This window comes from Flavobacterium aquiphilum, assembly GCF_027111335.1.
Classification (GTDB): Bacteria; Bacteroidota; Bacteroidia; order Flavobacteriales; family Flavobacteriaceae; genus Flavobacterium; species Flavobacterium aquiphilum.
On sequence record NZ_CP114288.1, the window covers coordinates 1280188 to 1297283 of the forward strand.

Below are 17096 nucleotides of genomic sequence, written 5' to 3' on the forward strand. Positions count from 1 at the left end.
ATTTGTTAACTATCCTAATAACTCAAACTCTTTTTTTTGTTAAAGCTAAAATTTAACATTATAACTTATCGTTATGTTTGTGTTATAAAAATTTATTTTTGTGTTTTTCGTCTTGCCATTTGTGATGGAAAAAATCAGCAAACCGTTTGTGGTTTGTGCTCCTAGTCCTAATCCGATTCCGAGAAGTTTTTCGCTTTTATTTTCTGCGATAATTCTTGTGAGGTCTTGGTAATAGCAGTAATCCAATATTGAATTAAAATATAAATTAGGTGTAACCAAATAGCGATATTCTGTCATAAGGGCAGTCATAAGGTTGGCTTGTAAACTATTTTCGGAAAATCCTCTTACGGAATTGATTCCTCCAAAACGAAATAGCTCATTTGTTAAATAAGTATTGCTTTTTAAGTAATAATTTTGATTTTTAACATTTATAATATTTTTCTCATTAATGTAAAAATCATTCATAATGTTAAAATTTGCAAAATTTTGTTTTATGGAAGAATCTGCTGTTGAGCTCCTGTGTCCGTTGCCGAGGGTCGCACTTAATTTTGTTTTTAATGGAAATAAATTGTTTCTTGAGTTGTTTTTTTTGTATTCTATTGTTGAGTTGAAAAATGCATTTTTAAAATCACTTAAATTTTGGTTGTTTGAATTTTGTATGTCACTCGATTCAGTTGATTCGTATCCAAAATAGATTCTTTTATTGTAATCTAGAGAATAACCTAGTTGTAGTGCTGTTTTTGTGTTTTGAAAAATACTGTCTTGTTTGAAGATATTGATTTCACCCTTAATTCCGATTGGACTTTCGAATAAATAAGGAATAGTTAAATTAGCATTGAAAATTTTTTGATTATTTCCGTCGTTTTTCCAGTAGATTGATATTGTTTCTCCGTTTCGAATAGCGTTGACTAAGTTTAAGTTTAGATATCCATTTAATGTTATTTTTTTGCTTTCATTGTTATTGAAGCCTAAATAGCCATCAAAGAGATTTGCTTTTCTTTTTTCTAAATAAATAAAAACCTTAGTGGTGTCTTTTGTGAATAAGATTTCAGGATATTTGATTTGGTGGATAAAATCAAATTTTTCAAAATCCTGATATAATTGTTCGATTGTTTTTTGATTGAATACTGTGTTTTTGTATTTCTTGTTTATTTGTTTTTCTGAGCCCTTCGGGAATATTTTTTTTTGGTGATCTTGATATTTTATTTCAATTGCATTCAGTATTCTTTTGTTTTCGGTTTTGATATCTAAATCGGCATAAATTTCATGGCCTTTTTTTTGAATATTTGCGAATTTGACTTTTGCGAATGCAAAACCATTATGCTCTAAATTTTCTGTAGTTTGTTTTAAAAAGGGTTTTATTTGAGAATATGGTAAAATTATTGAATCGTGATTTGTGTTGAATAAAAAGGAGGGGTATTTGTCTTTTTTTATACCTATATATATATGTATATTTTTTATTCTGCTTTCAAGTGAAATTGTTGCGATGTAGGAGCTGTCATTTTTTTTTGTGTTTTCTAATAGTTTGCTTTCGATATACCCTGATTCAGAGAGTTTTTTGTTTGTAAAAATAATTTCGTCAACTAATTGTTTTAATGTGTTGTGCTTTGTAATGTATCCGATGGAATCTATGGTTTTTGTTTCGGTATCATTTTTTCCATTTATTTTTAACTGAAATGTTTGACTCCAGGAAGTCAGGTGGAATATTAGAAATGAAACAATTAGGATCTTAGATTTCAATTTTGATTTCTTTATGGATGGTTGGTACAAATATCAGTCGTTTGTTGGAATAATCATAGTTTTGGTTTGATGAAGTTGGAGTTGTTTTTTTAAGGAATTTGGGTTTAAAAGTTGTTTATTTTGTTTTGAAGCTATTTTGTTAATAAACAAATATTTACTTCAGGTAAAAATTAATCCATTATGGTTTGTAGAGTGAAAATTAATTTATACATTTGCAACCCCGTAAAAAGCGGGATTTTAATATAATAAGAAATTTTTAGTATTAATTATGCCAACAATTCAACAATTAGTAAGAACAGGAAGAACTCAGATAACTAAGAAGAGTAAATCGGTTGCTTTAGATTCTTGTCCTCAAAGAAGAGGGGTTTGTACGCGTGTTTACACTACTACACCAAAAAAACCAAACTCAGCGATGCGTAAAGTTGCGCGTGTGCGTTTGACAAATGGTAATGAAGTAAATGCTTACATCCCTGGAGAAGGACACAATTTGCAAGAGCACTCGATAGTATTAGTTAGGGGTGGAAGGGTAAAAGATTTGCCAGGAGTAAGATACCACATCGTTCGTGGTGCGCTTGATACATCAGGTGTAGCTGGAAGAACGCAAAGAAGATCTAAGTACGGAGCAAAACGACCAAAAGAAGCAAAAAAGTAATTTAAAACGTTATTCTTATGATGTTGCGATTATATCGTGACGTTATAGGTGTGAAATTTTATTAAAAAAAAGACATGAGAAAAAGAGCGGCAAAGAAAAGACCACTTTTACCAGATCCAAGGTTTAATGACCAATTGGTAACGCGTTTTGTGAACAACTTGATGTGGGATGGTAAGAAATCAACAGCTTTTAAAGTTTTTTATGATGCAATTGATATCATTGAAACTAAAAAACAAAATGACGAAAAAACTTCATTAGAAATTTGGAAAGATGCTTTGACTAATGTTATGCCTCACGTAGAAGTGCGTAGTCGTAGAGTAGGTGGAGCTACATTTCAAATTCCAATGCAAATTAGACCAGACAGAAAAATATCTATGGCTATGAAATGGTTGATTCTTTATGCAAGAAGAAGAAACGAAAAATCAATGGCTCAAAGATTAGCTTCAGAATGTTTAGCTGCTGCTAAAGAAGAAGGAGCGGCTGTTAAGAAAAGAATGGATACTCACAAAATGGCAGAAGCTAACAAAGCTTTCTCTCACTTTAGATTTTAATTCTTAAGAAATGGCTAGAGATCTTAAATATACAAGAAATATAGGAATTGCTGCTCACATTGATGCTGGTAAAACAACAACGACTGAGCGTATTTTATTCTATACCGGAAAATCACACAAAATTGGAGAGGTGCATGATGGTGCTGCAACAATGGACTGGATGGCGCAAGAGCAAGAAAGAGGTATTACTATTACTTCGGCTGCTACAACTTGTGAATGGAATTTTCCAACTGAGCAAGGTAAAATCTTACCTGAATCAAAACCTTATCACTTTAACATTATCGATACTCCTGGTCACGTTGACTTTACAGTGGAGGTAAACCGTTCTTTACGTGTATTGGATGGATTGGTGTTTTTATTTAGTGCTGTTGATGGTGTTGAGCCTCAATCAGAAACTAACTGGAGATTAGCTGATCAGTACCGTGTGCCACGTATGGGATTTGTTAATAAAATGGATAGACAAGGTTCTAACTTTTTGGCAGTTTGTCAGCAAGTTAGAGATATGTTGAAATCAAACGCTGTTGCAATCACTTTGCCAATTGGTGAAGAGAATGATTTTAAAGGTGTTGTTGATTTGGTTAAAAATCAAGCTATTGTTTGGCATGATGCTACACAAGGAGCTACTTTTGATATCATCGATATTCCTGCGGATATGGTTGGTGAAGTGAAAGAGTATAGAGATATTCTTATCGAAGCGGTTGCTGATTATGATGAGAACTTGCTTGATAAATACATGGAAGATCCAGATTCTATTACGGAAGAAGAGATTAACAATGCGTTAAGAGCTGCTACTATGGATATGGCTATCATTCCTATGATTGCGGGTTCTTCTTTCAAAAATAAAGGGGTTCAATTCATGTTAGATGCAGTATGTAAATACTTGCCGTCTCCATTAGATAAAGAAGGTATTGCTGGTATTCATCCAGATGATGCTGAATTGTTAGAGGAAGATCAAACTCAAATTTTGCGTAAACCAGATGTAAAAGAGCCTTTCGCTGCTTTGGCATTTAAGATTGCTACTGACCCATTCGTTGGTCGTTTGGCTTTCTTCCGTGCGTATTCAGGAAGATTAGATGCTGGTTCTTATGTATTGAATACTCGTTCTGGTAACAAAGAAAGAATTTCTCGTATCTACCAAATGCACGCTAACAAACAAAATCCAATCGAATATATTGAGGCTGGAGATATTGGAGCTGCTGTTGGATTTAAAGATATCAAAACTGGAGACACATTGTGTGATGAAAAACACCCAATTATTCTTGAGTCAATGAAATTCCCTGCGCCGGTAATTGGTATCGCTATTGAACCTAAAACTAAGGCTGACGTTGATAAAATGGGTATGGCTTTGGCTAAATTGGCCGAAGAAGATCCAACATTTACAGTTAGAACTGATGAGGCTTCTGGGCAAACAATTATCTCAGGTATGGGTGAGCTTCACTTGGATATCTTGGTAGATCGTATGAAGCGTGAATTCAAAGTTGAAGTGAACCAAGGTGAGCCTCAAGTTGAATACAAAGAAGCATTTACAAAAACTGCTCAACATAGAGAGACTTATAAAAAACAATCTGGAGGTCGTGGTAAATTCGGTGATATCGTATTTAGAGTTGAACCTGCTGATGAAGTTGATGGTAAAGTTCCAGTAGGATTGCAGTTTGTGAATGAAGTAAAAGGAGGAAACGTTCCAAAAGAATATATTCCTGCTGTTGAAAAAGGTTTCAGAGAAGCTATGAAAACTGGACCTTTGGCTGGTTACCAAGTAGATAGTTTGAAAGTTACTTTATTAGACGGATCTTTCCACCCAGTGGATTCTGATGCTCTTTCATTTGAATTGGCTGCAAGAATGGGGTATAGAGAAGTTGCTAAAGCGGCTGGAGCTATTATTCTTGAGCCTATCATGAAAATGGAAGTTATTACACCGGAAGAAAACATGGGAGATATCGTTGGAGATATTAACCGTCGTAGAGGTCAAGTAAATGACATGGGTGATAGAAACGGTGCTAAAACTATTAAGGCAGATGTGCCATTATCTGAAATGTTTGGGTATGTAACAACTTTAAGAACTTTGTCTTCAGGTCGTGCAACATCTACAATGGAGTTTTCACACTACGCTGAAACGCCATCTAATATTTCAGAAGCAGTTATCAAAAAAGCAAAAGGAAACGCTTAATCTTTAAGAAAATGAGTCAAAAAATCAGAATAAAATTAAAATCGTACGATCACATGTTGGTAGATAAGTCTGCCGAAAAGATTGTAAAAACAGTAAAGACTACTGGTGCTGTTGTTACTGGACCAATTCCATTGCCAACTCACAAAAAACTTTTTACAGTATTGCGTTCTCCGCACGTAAATAAAAAAGCTAGAGAGCAGTTTGAAGTAATGTCATATAAGAGATTAATTGATATTTATTCATCTTCTTCTAAAACTATTGACGCTTTGATGAAACTTGAATTACCAAGTGGAGTTGAAGTTGAAATCAAAGTTTAAGTACTTTTAGAGTAATAAAGGAACGCTGTTTTTAGGTTAAAAATATTTTTTTGGTTTGTGTGTAAATAAGTTATACATTTGCACCTCGAAAAAAAATAGAATTTTGCTTAAAAGCTGCGTTCTATATTTATATTTAATAATTAATAATTAATATTTATGTCTGGGTTAATTGGTAGAAAAATCGGCATGACTAGTATTTTTGATGAAAACGGGAAAAACATTCCTTGTACAGTAATCGAAGCTGGTCCATGTGTTGTTACCCAAGTCAGAACCAAAGGTGTTGACGGGTATGAAGCGTTGCAACTTGGTTTCGATGACAAAAACGAGAAACATTCCACAAAAGCGGCTGTAGGTCACTTTAAGAAAGCTGGAACTGTTGCTAAGAAAAAAGTCGTTGAATTCCATGATTTTGCAACTGAACAAAAATTAGGAGATCTTATTGATGTTACTATTTTTGCTGAAGGAGAATTTGTAGATGTACAAGGTGTATCTAAAGGTAAAGGTTTTCAAGGGGTTGTTAAACGTCACGGATTTGGTGGTGTAGGACAAGCAACTCACGGTCAACATAACCGTTTAAGAGCGCCAGGTTCTGTAGGAGCCTCTTCTTATCCATCTAGAGTATTCAAAGGAATGCGTATGGCTGGAAGAATGGGAGGAGATAATGTAAAAGTTCAAAACCTTAGAGTTTTAAAAGTGGTTGCTGATAAGAACCTACTTGTAGTTAAAGGAGCGATTCCTGGACACAAAAACTCTTATGTAATCATTCAGAAGTAATGGAAGTAAAAGTATTAGATTTCAACGGAAAAGATACTGGAAGAAAAGTTCAACTTTCTGATTCAGTTTTCGCAATTGAACCAAATAATCACGCTGTATATCTTGATGTAAAGCAGTATTTGGCTAATCAAAGACAAGGTACTCATAAAGCTAAAGAAAGAGCTGAAGTTGCTGGAAGTACACGTAAGATTAAAAAACAAAAAGGTACAGGTACAGCTCGTGCGGGAAGTGCTAAAAACCCTTTGTTTAAAGGTGGAGGTACTGTTTTTGGGCCTAGACCAAGAAGTTATTCATTTAAATTGAATAAAAACTTGAAACGTCTTGCTAGAAAATCTGCATTTTCAATTAAAGCAAAAGAGTCGAATATAATCGTTCTTGAAGATTTTAATTTTGAGACACCAAACACTAAAAATTTCATTAATGTTTTGAAAGCTTTAGAGTTAGAAAATAAAAAATCACTGTTTGTGTTGGGTGGTACGAATAAAAATGTATATTTGTCGTCACGAAATTTAAAGGCTTCAAATGTTGTAAGTAGCTTAGAATTAAGTACTTACGATATTTTAAATGCTAATAATTTAGTGCTTTTGGAGAGTTCTTTGGAAGTAATTGAAGAAAATTTAAGTAAATAATAGGATATGAGCATCATAATTAAACCTATAGTAACGGAAAAAGTAACCAAAGAAAGTGAAGTTTTGAACCGCTTCGGATTCGTTGTTGACAGAAAAGCTAACAAAATTGAAATTAAGAAAGCTGTTGAGGCTGCTTATGGAGTAAATGTTGTTAGTGTTAACACAATGAATGTAAGACCAGACAGAACTACAAAATACACTAAAAGTGGTTTAATCAGTGGAAAGACAAATGCAATTAAAAAAGCAATTGTTCAAGTACAAGAAGGAGAAACAATTGATTTTTACAACAATATCTAAGATAGAAAAATGTCAGTAAGAAAATTAAAACCTATTACCGCAGGTCAGCGATTTAGAGTTGTGAATGGTTATGACGCCATTACAACTGATAAGCCGGAACGCTCTTTGATAGCGCCGATAAAAAACTCTGGAGGTAGAAATAGTCAAGGAAAGATGACCATGCGTTATACGGGTGGTGGTCACAAACAAAGATATCGTATTATTGATTTCAAACGTACTAAAGAAGGAATTCCTGCTACAGTGAAATCAATCGAATATGATCCAAACCGTACTGCGTTTATCGCTTTATTAGCTTATGCTGATGGAGAGAAAACATATATTATTGCACAAAACGGATTGAAAGTTGGTCAGAAAGTTGTTTCTGGACCAGAATCTCAACCTGAAATTGGTAATACTTTGCCATTAAGCAGAATTCCTTTGGGAACTGTTATTTCTTGTATCGAATTGAGACCAGGACAAGGAGCTGTAATTGCTCGTTCTGCTGGAACATTTGCTCAATTAATGGCAAGAGATGGGAAATATGCAACAATTAAAATGCCATCAGGAGAAACAAGATTGATCTTGTTGACTTGTTCGGCTACAATTGGTGCGGTTTCTAATTCAGACCACCAATTAGTTGTATCTGGTAAAGCAGGTAGAACAAGATGGTTAGGAAGAAGACCAAGAACAAGACCAGTAGCGATGAACCCAGTTGATCACCCAATGGGAGGTGGTGAAGGACGTTCTTCTGGAGGTCATCCACGTTCAAGAAATGGAGTACCAGCTAAAGGTTATAGAACTCGTTCTCCGAAAAACCCGAGTAATAAGTATATCGTAGAACGTAGAAAGAAATAATTAAGATATGGCACGTTCATTAAAAAAAGGACCTTTCGTTCATTATAAATTAGAGAAGAAAGTTGAAGAAAACATCGCAGGTGGAAATAAAGGAGTGGTTAAGACTTGGTCTAGAGCTTCTATGATTACTCCTGACTTTGTTGGACAAACTATCGCAGTTCACAACGGTCGTCAATTTGTACCGGTTTACGTTACTGAAAACATGGTAGGACACAAATTAGGAGAATTTTCACCAACTAGATCTTTTAGAGGTCATGCTGGAGCAAAAAATAAAGGTAAAAAATAAGAAGCAATGGGAGTTCGTAAAAGAGAAACAGCAGATGCGAGAAAAGAGGCTAATAAGTCTATTGCTTTCGCGAAATTGAATAACTGCCCTACTTCACCTAGAAAAATGCGCTTAGTAGCGGACTTGGTAAGAGGTCAGAAGGTAGAAAGAGCACTTAACATATTAAGATTCAGTTCTAAAGAAGCTTCAAGAAAATTAGAAAAACTATTGTTGTCTGCAATCAATAACTGGGAGCAAAAAAATAGTGAAGGTAATCTTGAAGAAGCTGGATTATTTGTTAAAGAAATCCGTGTAGATGGTGGAATGATGTTGAAAAGACTTCGTCCAGCTCCACAAGGTAGAGCACACAGAATAAGAAAACGTTCTAATCACGTTACAATCGTGTTAGGAGCTATCAATAACACACAAAGCAATTCTTAAGCAGCATGGGACAAAAGACAAATCCAATTGGAAATAGACTTGGTATCATCAGAGGATGGGACTCAAACTGGTATGGTGGAAATGATTACGGTGATAAATTAGCCGAAGATCACAAAATCAGAAAGTATATCCATGCTCGTTTATCAAAAGCTAGTGTATCAAAAGTAATCATAGAGAGAACTTTGAAACTTGTAACCGTTACTATCACTACTGCTAGACCTGGTATCATTATTGGGAAAGGTGGGCAAGAGGTAGATAAGTTGAAAGAAGAGCTTAAGAAAATTACTGACAAAGAGGTTCAAATCAACATCTTTGAAATCAAAAGACCTGAGCTTGACGCGTATCTAGTTGCTACAAGCATCTGTCGTCAAATCGAAAGCAGAATTTCTTACAGACGTGCAATCAAAATGGCTATGGCAGCTTCAATGCGTATGAACGCTGAAGGTATCAAAGTTTTGATTTCTGGTCGTTTGAATGGTGCTGAGATGGCTCGTTCTGAAGGTTTCAAAGAAGGAAGAATTCCTCTATCAACTTTCAGAGCTGATATTGATTATGCTTTGGCTGAAGCTCATACTACTTATGGTAGAATGGGAATCAAAGTATGGATCATGAAAGGTGAAGTTTATGGAAAGAGAGAACTTTCCCCACTTGCTGGAATGGATAAAAAACAAGCTGGTAGTGGTAAAGGTGGAGATGCTCCTCGTGGCAAATCTAACTTTAATAAAGGTGGAAAACCAGACGCTCGTAAAAGAAAGTAAATTTTTAAATTAAAGAAAAATGTTACAGCCTAAAAGAACAAAATACCGTAAGGTACAAAAAGGTAAAATGAAAGGGAATTCCCAAAGAGGGCATGAACTTTCTAATGGGATGTTTGGTATCAAATCTGTACATGAAGATGGAATGTTCTTAACTTCTCGTCAAATCGAAGCTGCGCGTATTGCTGCAACTCGTTACATGAAAAGAGAGGGACAATTATGGATTAAAATATTTCCAGACAAGCCTATCACTAAGAAACCTCTTGAGGTACGTATGGGTAAAGGTAAAGGGGCCGTTGAATATTGGGCTGCCGTTGTTAAACCCGGAAGAATTATGTTTGAAGTTGGAGGAGTTCCTTTGTCAGTTGCAAAAGAGGCTTTACGTCTTGCAGCTCAAAAACTTCCAGTAAAAACTAAATTTGTTATAGCTAGAGATTTCGAAGCATAATCTATATTATATTATGAAACAATCAGAAATAAAAGATCTTTCTGCAGCGGAGTTGCAAGAAAAACTTAGTCAAACTAAGAAGCTATATGCTGACTTAAAGATGGCTCACGCGATTTCTCCAATTGAGAACCCACTTCAAATTAGAAGTGTAAGAAGAACAGTTGCAAGATTAGCTACAGAACTTACAAAAAGAGAATTACAATAATTCTGCTGAAAGATGGAAGAAAAAAGAAATTTAAGAAAAGAAAGAATTGGGGTTGTTACTTCAAACAAAATGGATAAATCCATTGTAGTTGCTCAGGTAACTAAAGTAAAACACCCATTATATGGTAAGTTCGTGTTGAAAACAAAGAAATTTGTTGCACATGACGAAAAAAACGACTGTAACATTGGAGATACTGTAAGAATTAGCGAAACGCGTCCTTTGAGTAAAACAAAATGTTGGAGATTAGTTGAAATCCTAGAAAGAGCTAAATAATTATGGTACAACAAGAATCAAGACTAAAAGTAGCAGATAACACAGGAGCTAAAGAAGTTTTAACTATCCGTGTTTTAGGAGGTACCAAAAGAAGGTATGCCTCTGTTGGAGACAAGATTGTAGTATCTATAAAAGACGCAACACCTAACGGAAACGTTAAAAAAGGTGCTGTTTCAACTGCAGTTGTTGTACGTACCAAAAAAGAAGTGAGAAGAGCCGATGGTTCATACATCAGATTCGATGATAACGCTTGCGTATTGTTGAATGCTGCTGGTGAAATGAGAGGTACTCGTGTTTTTGGTCCGGTAGCAAGAGAACTTCGTGAAAAACAATTCATGAAAATTGTATCATTAGCACCAGAAGTGCTTTAATTCGTTTTAAGATGATAAAGCTAAAAATAAAATCAGGAGATATCGTAAGAGTTATTGCTGGAGACCATAAAGGTGCTGAAGGTAAAGTTTTGCGTGTTTACCGTGAGAAGAACAAAGCAATTGTTGAAGGTGTAAATATGGTTTCTAAACACACGAAACCTAGTGCAAAAAACCCTCAAGGTGGTATTGTAAAAAAAGAGGCTTCTATTCAAATATCAAACATCTCTTTAATTGATCCTAAAACTAAGGAAACAACAAGAGTAGGTATCAGAGTTGAAGGAGATAAGAAAGTAAGATTTTCAAAAAAATCTAATCAAGTACTATAGTAATGGCATATATACCTAGACTAAAAGAAGAATATAAGAGCAGAGTAATTACTGCTCTTAAAGAAGAATTCGGTTACACAAACGTAATGCAAGTTCCAAAATTGGAAAAAATCGTTTTGAGTAAAGGAGTTGGTGCAGCAGTATCTGATAAAAAATTGATTGACTATGCAGTTGATGAATTAACAAAGATAACTGGACAAAAAGCAGTATCTACTATCTCTAAGAAAGACGTTGCTTCTTTCAAATTGAGAAAAGGAATGCCTATTGGAGCAAAAGTTACTTTGCGAGGTGAAAAAATGTATGAGTTTTTAGACAGACTTATCACTTCAGCATTGCCACGTGTTAGAGATTTCAGTGGTATTAAAGCAACTGGTTTTGACGGTAGAGGAAATTACAATTTAGGTGTTTTAGAGCAAATCATTTTCCCTGAAATTGATATTGACAAAGTAAATAAAATATCTGGAATGGACATTACTTTTGTTACTACTGCAAAAACAGATAAAGAAGCAAAGTCATTGTTGGCTGAATTAGGTTTACCTTTTAAAAAGAATTAAGATATGGCTAAAGAATCAATGAAAGCCCGTGAGGTTAAAAGAGAGAAAACGGTAGCTAAGTATGCTGAGAAAAGAAAAGCTTTATTAGAAGCTGGAGATTACATCGGTTTACAAAAATTACCTAAAAATGCTTCTCCAGTTCGTATGCACAATCGTTGCAAATTAACAGGAAGACCAAGAGGGTATATGCGTCAATTCGGAATTTCACGTGTTACTTTCCGTGAAATGGCTAATAATGGATTAATTCCAGGTGTTAAAAAAGCAAGCTGGTAAAATATTATTTGCGATTTTGATATTTCAACAGATAGTTGTAAGTTTGCCGGATTTTTGTCGGTAAATTGACAACTATCTGTTGATTAATTTAGTAAGTTTAATGGTTTCAGGTTCTTCCGGAGGGTCCGGCAAGAAAACCAAAACCGCAATTTTATACATATGTATACAGATCCAATTGCAGATTATTTGACGAGAGTTCGAAACGCTGTGGCTGCAAACCACAAAGTTGTCGAAATTCCTGCATCTAATCTAAAAAAAGAAATAACAAAGATCTTATTTGATCAAGGTTATATCTTAAGTTACAAATTTGAACAGAACACAGTTCAAGGTTCAATTAAAATTGCTTTGAAGTATGATAAAGATACTAAAGAGCCAGTAATCAAAGATATTCAAAGAATTAGTAAACCTGGTTTGCGTAAGTATGCAGGTGCTTCTAAATTACCAAGAATCCTTAACGGATTAGGAATTGCTATTGTTTCAACTTCAAAAGGTCTAATGACTGGGAAACAAGCTAAGCAATTAAATGTAGGTGGAGAAGTAATTTGTTACGTATACTAATTTTAAAGACTATAATAAGATGTCAAGAATAGGTAAAAGCCCAGTAAGAATACCAGCAGATGTGACTGTTACAGTTGCAGATGGTATTATTACAGTAAAAGGAAAAAAAGGTCAACTGACACAAACATTTTCGGATGTAGATGTTAAAGTTGAAGGAGATCAGGTTCTAGTTGAAAGATCTTCTGATTACAAAGACCAAAGAGCAAAACATGGTTTGTACAGAGCTTTGATCAGTAACATGGTTGTTGGTGTAACAGAAGGATTTACTAAGGAGTTGGAATTGGTTGGAGTTGGATACAGAGCTTCAAATCAAGGACAAAAATTAGATTTAGCGCTTGGTTTTTCTCACAATATTATTTTAGAAGTAGCTCCAGAGGTAACTCTTGAAACTATATCTGAAAAAGGAAAAAACCCAATTGTAAAGTTAACATCACATGATAAACAACTTTTAGGTCAGGTTGCGGCAAAAATTAGAGGTTTCCGTAGACCAGAACCTTACAAAGGAAAAGGTGTTAAATTTGTAGGTGAAGTATTAAGAAGAAAAGCAGGTAAATCAGCTTAAAAAATAAGATTATGTCATTAACAAAACCTGAAAGAAGACAACGTATTAGATTCAGAATCAGAAAAACGATTAGTGGTAGTGCTGCTAAACCGAGACTATCTGTTTTTAGAAGTAACAAAGAAATTTATGCTCAATTAATTGATGATGTAAACGGAGTTACTATATTAGCTGCTTCTTCAAGAGAAAAAGAAATAGGAAAAGGTACGAACATCGAAGTGGCTACAGCAGTTGGAAAACTTGCAGCTGAGAAAGCTTTGAAAGCGGGAATAAGTGAAGTTACTTTCGATAGAGGAGGTTATTTATACCATGGTCGTATTAAATCATTAGCGGAAGGCGCAAGAGCGGCTGGACTTAAATTCTAATATATTATGTCTAAATACAAAAATATTGAGATAGTAAAACCAAGTGGTCTTGAGTTAAAAGATCGTTTGGTGAGTGTAAATCGTGTTACTAAGGTTACAAAAGGAGGTAGAGCTTTCGGCTTTTCTGCTATTGTAGTTGTAGGTGATGAAAACGGAGTTGTAGGTCATGGATTAGGAAAATCTAAAGATGTTTCTGAAGCAATCGCGAAAGCGGTTGAAGATGCAAAGAAAAATTTAGTGAAAATTCCTTTGAATGGTCAATCAGTTCCTCACGAACAAAAAGGTAAATTTGGAGGTGCACGTGTATTCTTAATTCCTGCTTCTCATGGTACAGGAGTTATTGCTGGTGGAGCTGTTCGTTCGGTTCTTGAATCAGTTGGAATCCATGATGTATTGTCTAAATCACAAGGATCTTCAAATCCTCATAACGTGGTTAAAGCAACTTTTGATGCTTTATTACAAATGAGAAGTGCTCATACTGTTGCAAAACAAAGAGGTATTTCTTTAGAGAAAGTTTTTAAAGGTTAATTCAAGGAAATTATGGCTAAATTATTAGTAAAACAAGTTAGAAGTAAAATCAACTGCCCTCTTACTCAAAAAAGAGGTTTGGAAGCTTTAGGTCTACGTAAAATGGGACAAGTTGTAGAGCATGAGTCAAATCCTGCTATCCTTGGGATGATAAATAAAGTTAAACACTTAGTTTCTGTAGAAGAAGCTAAATAACAAATACTGTTATGAATTTAAGTAACTTACAACCTGCTGAGGGTTCTACACACAATCAAAACAAAAGAGTAGGTAGAGGAGAAGGTTCTGGAAAAGGTGGTACTTCTGCAAGAGGACACAAAGGGGCTAAATCTCGTTCTGGTTATTCTAAAAAGATTGGTTTTGAAGGAGGTCAAATGCCACTTCAAAGACGTGTACCTAAGTTTGGTTTCACTAACATCAATCGTAAAGAATACGAAGGTGTTAATCTAGATACTCTTCAATTATTAGTTGATAATGGAGTGATTACTGATACTGTTGATATGACAGTTTTAGTGGCTAATCGTCTAGCTACCAAAAATGAATTGGTTAAGATTTTAGGTAGAGGAGAATTGAAAGCTAAATTAAAAGTAACTGCTCACAAATTCACTGCAACTGCTAAAGCCGCTATCGAAGCTGCTGGTGGAGAAGCTGTAATCATGTAATATTACAATTAAGATGAAGAAATTTATTGAATCAATAAGTAATGTTTGGAAAATAGAAGAATTAAAAAATAGAATTTTAATTACTTTAGGTTTGCTCCTTGTTTATCGTTTTGGAGCTCATGTTACACTTCCTGGAATTGACGCGACTCAATTGACAGGATTAGCTGGGCAAACAAAAAATGGATTAGGATCTATTCTAGACATGTTTACCGGAGGTGCATTTTCTAAAGCGTCAGTTTTTGCTTTAGGGATTATGCCTTATATTTCTGCATCTATTGTAGTGCAACTTATGGGAATTGCGATTCCTTATTTGCAAAAACTTCAGAGTGACGGAGAGAGTGGTAGAAAGAAAATCAATCAAATTACTCGTTGGTTAACTATCGTTATTACCTTAGTTCAAGGACCAACTTATATCTACAATCTTTACAGAACTTTACCTAGTTCGGCTTTTATTTTGGGATTTAACTCTTTTGAATTTTTATTTTCTTCAGTAGTAATCTTGGTTACTGGTACTATTTTTGCCATGTGGTTGGGAGAAAAAATTACTGATAAAGGAATTGGAAATGGTATTTCCCTTTTGATAATGGTTGGTATTTTGGCTAGGTTGCCACAAGCTTTTATTCAAGAATTTACAACAAGAGTTACCAATAATAATGGAGGGCCAATGCTATTGGTTGTTGAAATCATTATTTGGTTGCTTGTGATAATATCTTGCGTGTTACTTGTAATGGCAATAAGAAAAATTCCAGTACAGTATGCACGTCGTACAACATCTGGAGATTTCGAACAAGATATGATGGGAGGTAACAGACAATGGATACCGTTAAAGCTTAATGCAGCTGGTGTAATGCCAATTATATTTGCACAAGCTATTATGTTTATTCCTGCGGCTGTTGCTGGATTGTCAAAATCAGATGCTTCGCAATCTATTGTCGGTGCTTTTAGTAATATGTTTGGATTCTGGTATAATTTTGTTTTCGCAACATTAATTGTTGTGTTCACTTTCTTCTATACTGCAATTACAGTTCCTACTAATAAGATGTCTGATGATTTAAAGAGAAGTGGAGGATTTATACCAGGTATCAGACCAGGTGTTGAAACTTCTGAATATCTTGACAAAGTGATGTCTTTAATAACTTTTCCAGGATCTTTATTTCTTGCTTTGATAGCTGTGTTCCCAGCCATTGTTGTAAGTGTGATGGATGTTCAACAATCTTGGGCAATGTTTTTTGGAGGGACTTCATTGATAATTATGGTTGGAGTAGCAATTGATACTATTCAACAGATTAATTCATACTTGTTGAACAAACATTATGATGGTTTGATGAAAAGTGGTAAAAATAGAAAAGCAGTAGCTTAACTTATGGCAAAACAATCAGCAATAGAACAAGACGGATCAATCATTGAAGCATTGTCTAATGCGATGTTCCGTGTAGAGTTAGAAAATGGACATATTGTGATTGCTCATATTTCTGGAAAAATGCGTATGCATTACATCAAATTATTACCTGGTGATAAAGTGAAACTAGAAATGAGCCCTTACGATTTGTCAAAAGCAAGAATTACTTATAGATATTAAAGCATTCAATATGAAAGTTAGAGCATCAGTAAAAAAGAGAAGTGCCGAGTGCATTATCGTACGTAGAAAAGGAAGATTATACGTAATCAACAAAAAGAATCCTAGATTTAAACAAAGACAAGGATAATTATGGCAAGAATAGCAGGGGTAGATATCCCAAAAAACAAAAGAGGTGTTATTGCACTTACCTACATTTTCGGATTAGGAAAAAGTAGAGCTATTGAGATTTTAGAAAAAGCTCAAGTTAGCCAAGATAAAAAAGTTCAAGATTGGAATGATGACGAAATCGGGGCAATTCGTGAAGCTGTTTCAGCTTTTAAAATTGAAGGTGAATTGCGTTCAGAAATTTCTTTGAACATCAAACGTTTAATGGACATTGGATGTTATAGAGGTATTCGTCACAGATCTGGTCTTCCTTTAAGAGGACAAAGAACTAAAAACAACTCTAGAACAAGAAAAGGTAAAAGAAAAACTGTTGCTAACAAGAAAAAAGCAACTAAATAATAAGTAATATGGCTAAAGCAACAACAAAAAAACGTAAAGTTATCGTTGAATCAACGGGTGAGGCTCATATTTCTGCTACCTTCAATAACATCATCATTTCTTTGACTAACAAAAAAGGTGAAGTTATTTCTTGGTCATCAGCTGGTAAAATGGGTTTTAGAGGTTCTAAAAAGAACACTCCATATGCAGCTCAAATGGCAGCAGAAGATTGTAGTAAAGTAGCTCTTGAGGCTGGACTTAAAAAAGTAAAAGTTTATGTAAAAGGACCAGGAAACGGACGTGAATCTGCTATCCGTTCTATACATAACGGTGGAATTGAAGTTACTGAGATTATCGATGTTACTCCAATGCCTCACAATGGATGTCGTCCTCCTAAAAGACGTAGAGTTTAATACTCAAAAAAACAATTATAGTATAACAAAGGTAGAACATAGATTATCGGAGGATAAGACCTGAATTCATAATCTCTACC

30 protein-coding genes are annotated in these 17096 nt (G+C 34.6%); 29 read left to right on the top strand and 1 reads right to left on the bottom strand.

Annotation, left to right across the window (positions count from 1 at the left end; translation table 11 throughout):
* Positions 1-45 precede the first annotated feature (45 nt).
* Positions 46-1740, bottom strand: coding sequence for a BamA/TamA family outer membrane protein (locus OZP12_RS05190; RefSeq protein WP_281227994.1), 1695 nt, complete (start codon positions 1738-1740; stop codon positions 46-48).
* A 268-nt stretch (positions 1741-2008) separates the two neighbouring features.
* Between OZP12_RS05190 and rpsL the strand changes: the two genes are divergently transcribed.
* The 29 genes from rpsL to rpsK all read left to right on the top strand — a co-directional run bounded on the left by rpsL (position 2009) and on the right by rpsK (position 17016).
* Positions 2009-2392, top strand: a complete 384-nt coding sequence (gene rpsL, locus OZP12_RS05195; RefSeq protein WP_007136570.1) for a 30S ribosomal protein S12 — start codon at positions 2009-2011, stop codon at positions 2390-2392.
* Between the two features lie 74 nt (positions 2393-2466).
* On the top strand, positions 2467-2943 hold the full coding sequence (rpsG, locus tag OZP12_RS05200) for a 30S ribosomal protein S7 (protein ID WP_012022493.1): 477 nt from the start codon (positions 2467-2469) through the stop codon (positions 2941-2943).
* A gap of 10 nt (positions 2944-2953) precedes the next feature.
* Positions 2954-5110 carry an elongation factor G gene (fusA, locus tag OZP12_RS05205; protein ID WP_281227995.1) on the top strand — a complete coding sequence of 719 codons (2157 nt, stop codon included), beginning with the start codon at positions 2954-2956 and terminating at the stop codon, positions 5108-5110.
* A gap of 11 nt (positions 5111-5121) precedes the next feature.
* Positions 5122-5427 (top strand): 30S ribosomal protein S10, encoded by a 306-nt coding sequence (gene rpsJ / locus OZP12_RS05210; protein ID WP_007803605.1) that lies wholly within the window; start codon positions 5122-5124, stop codon positions 5425-5427.
* Positions 5428-5583: 156 nt separating this feature from the next.
* Positions 5584-6201, top strand: a complete 618-nt coding sequence (gene rplC / locus OZP12_RS05215) for a 50S ribosomal protein L3 (protein ID WP_281227997.1) — start codon at positions 5584-5586, stop codon at positions 6199-6201.
* The gene (gene rplD, locus OZP12_RS05220) at positions 6201-6830 is read left to right on the top strand and encodes a 50S ribosomal protein L4 (RefSeq protein ID WP_281227998.1); all 630 of its coding nucleotides are present in this window, start codon (positions 6201-6203) and stop codon (positions 6828-6830) included. The genes rplC and rplD overlap by 1 nt, the downstream gene beginning before the upstream one ends.
* Positions 6831-6836: 6 nt before the next feature.
* Complete coding sequence (gene rplW / locus OZP12_RS05225; RefSeq protein ID WP_281227999.1) at positions 6837-7127, top strand: 50S ribosomal protein L23; 291 nt, start codon at positions 6837-6839, stop codon at positions 7125-7127.
* Positions 7128-7136: 9 nt separating this feature from the next.
* The gene (rplB, locus tag OZP12_RS05230; RefSeq protein WP_194639899.1) at positions 7137-7961 is read left to right on the top strand and encodes a 50S ribosomal protein L2; all 825 of its coding nucleotides are present in this window, start codon (positions 7137-7139) and stop codon (positions 7959-7961) included.
* Between the two features lie 7 nt (positions 7962-7968).
* The gene (rpsS, locus tag OZP12_RS05235) at positions 7969-8247 is read left to right on the top strand and encodes a 30S ribosomal protein S19 (protein ID WP_024981511.1); all 279 of its coding nucleotides are present in this window, start codon (positions 7969-7971) and stop codon (positions 8245-8247) included.
* 6 nt (positions 8248-8253) lie between these two features.
* Entirely contained in the window at positions 8254-8667 is a 414-nt protein-coding gene (gene rplV, locus OZP12_RS05240) for a 50S ribosomal protein L22 (RefSeq protein WP_007803631.1), read from the top strand.
* Positions 8668-8672: 5 nt separating this feature from the next.
* Positions 8673-9425: a 30S ribosomal protein S3 gene (rpsC, locus tag OZP12_RS05245; RefSeq protein WP_281228000.1), complete on the top strand. Its 753-nt coding sequence runs from the start codon at positions 8673-8675 to the stop codon at positions 9423-9425.
* A gap of 19 nt (positions 9426-9444) precedes the next feature.
* On the top strand, positions 9445-9870 hold the full coding sequence (gene rplP / locus OZP12_RS05250; RefSeq protein WP_077377761.1) for a 50S ribosomal protein L16: 426 nt from the start codon (positions 9445-9447) through the stop codon (positions 9868-9870).
* Between the two features lie 13 nt (positions 9871-9883).
* The gene (rpmC, locus tag OZP12_RS05255; protein ID WP_163393986.1) at positions 9884-10075 is read left to right on the top strand and encodes a 50S ribosomal protein L29; all 192 of its coding nucleotides are present in this window, start codon (positions 9884-9886) and stop codon (positions 10073-10075) included.
* A 12-nt stretch (positions 10076-10087) separates the two neighbouring features.
* On the top strand, positions 10088-10348 hold the full coding sequence (gene rpsQ, locus OZP12_RS05260; RefSeq protein WP_281228001.1) for a 30S ribosomal protein S17: 261 nt from the start codon (positions 10088-10090) through the stop codon (positions 10346-10348).
* A gap of 2 nt (positions 10349-10350) precedes the next feature.
* A complete protein-coding gene (gene rplN / locus OZP12_RS05265; RefSeq protein ID WP_007803649.1) occupies positions 10351-10719 on the top strand; it encodes a 50S ribosomal protein L14 in 369 nt (122 codons plus the stop codon).
* Between the two features lie 11 nt (positions 10720-10730).
* Positions 10731-11045, top strand: coding sequence for a 50S ribosomal protein L24 (rplX, locus tag OZP12_RS05270; protein WP_007803650.1), 315 nt, complete (start codon positions 10731-10733; stop codon positions 11043-11045).
* Positions 11046-11047: 2 nt separating this feature from the next.
* Positions 11048-11599, top strand: a complete 552-nt coding sequence (gene rplE / locus OZP12_RS05275) for a 50S ribosomal protein L5 (protein ID WP_281228002.1) — start codon at positions 11048-11050, stop codon at positions 11597-11599.
* Positions 11600-11602: 3 nt separating this feature from the next.
* The gene (rpsN, locus tag OZP12_RS05280; protein ID WP_281228003.1) at positions 11603-11872 is read left to right on the top strand and encodes a 30S ribosomal protein S14; all 270 of its coding nucleotides are present in this window, start codon (positions 11603-11605) and stop codon (positions 11870-11872) included.
* 159 nt (positions 11873-12031) lie between these two features.
* Positions 12032-12430 (top strand): 30S ribosomal protein S8, encoded by a 399-nt coding sequence (rpsH, locus tag OZP12_RS05285; RefSeq protein ID WP_035637318.1) that lies wholly within the window; start codon positions 12032-12034, stop codon positions 12428-12430.
* A gap of 19 nt (positions 12431-12449) precedes the next feature.
* A complete protein-coding gene (gene rplF, locus OZP12_RS05290; protein WP_281228004.1) occupies positions 12450-12992 on the top strand; it encodes a 50S ribosomal protein L6 in 543 nt (180 codons plus the stop codon).
* A gap of 11 nt (positions 12993-13003) precedes the next feature.
* The gene (gene rplR / locus OZP12_RS05295) at positions 13004-13354 is read left to right on the top strand and encodes a 50S ribosomal protein L18 (RefSeq protein ID WP_281228005.1); all 351 of its coding nucleotides are present in this window, start codon (positions 13004-13006) and stop codon (positions 13352-13354) included.
* 3 nt (positions 13355-13357) lie between these two features.
* Positions 13358-13882, top strand: coding sequence for a 30S ribosomal protein S5 (gene rpsE / locus OZP12_RS05300; RefSeq protein ID WP_156101349.1), 525 nt, complete (start codon positions 13358-13360; stop codon positions 13880-13882).
* Positions 13883-13894: 12 nt separating this feature from the next.
* Positions 13895-14077 carry a 50S ribosomal protein L30 gene (gene rpmD, locus OZP12_RS05305; RefSeq protein WP_035637325.1) on the top strand — a complete coding sequence of 61 codons (183 nt, stop codon included), beginning with the start codon at positions 13895-13897 and terminating at the stop codon, positions 14075-14077.
* 11 nt (positions 14078-14088) lie between these two features.
* Positions 14089-14541 carry a 50S ribosomal protein L15 gene (gene rplO, locus OZP12_RS05310; protein ID WP_281228006.1) on the top strand — a complete coding sequence of 151 codons (453 nt, stop codon included), beginning with the start codon at positions 14089-14091 and terminating at the stop codon, positions 14539-14541.
* A gap of 13 nt (positions 14542-14554) precedes the next feature.
* Positions 14555-15901 carry a preprotein translocase subunit SecY gene (gene secY / locus OZP12_RS05315; protein ID WP_281228007.1) on the top strand — a complete coding sequence of 449 codons (1347 nt, stop codon included), beginning with the start codon at positions 14555-14557 and terminating at the stop codon, positions 15899-15901.
* A 3-nt stretch (positions 15902-15904) separates the two neighbouring features.
* Positions 15905-16120, top strand: a complete 216-nt coding sequence (gene infA, locus OZP12_RS05320) for a translation initiation factor IF-1 (protein ID WP_007136545.1) — start codon at positions 15905-15907, stop codon at positions 16118-16120.
* 10 nt (positions 16121-16130) lie between these two features.
* On the top strand, positions 16131-16247 hold the full coding sequence (gene ykgO / locus OZP12_RS05325; protein WP_002987490.1) for a type B 50S ribosomal protein L36: 117 nt from the start codon (positions 16131-16133) through the stop codon (positions 16245-16247).
* A gap of 2 nt (positions 16248-16249) precedes the next feature.
* A complete protein-coding gene (rpsM, locus tag OZP12_RS05330) occupies positions 16250-16624 on the top strand; it encodes a 30S ribosomal protein S13 (RefSeq protein WP_278036357.1) in 375 nt (124 codons plus the stop codon).
* Positions 16625-16632: 8 nt separating this feature from the next.
* A complete protein-coding gene (gene rpsK / locus OZP12_RS05335; RefSeq protein WP_026714629.1) occupies positions 16633-17016 on the top strand; it encodes a 30S ribosomal protein S11 in 384 nt (127 codons plus the stop codon).
* Positions 17017-17096: the final 80 nt, after the last annotated feature.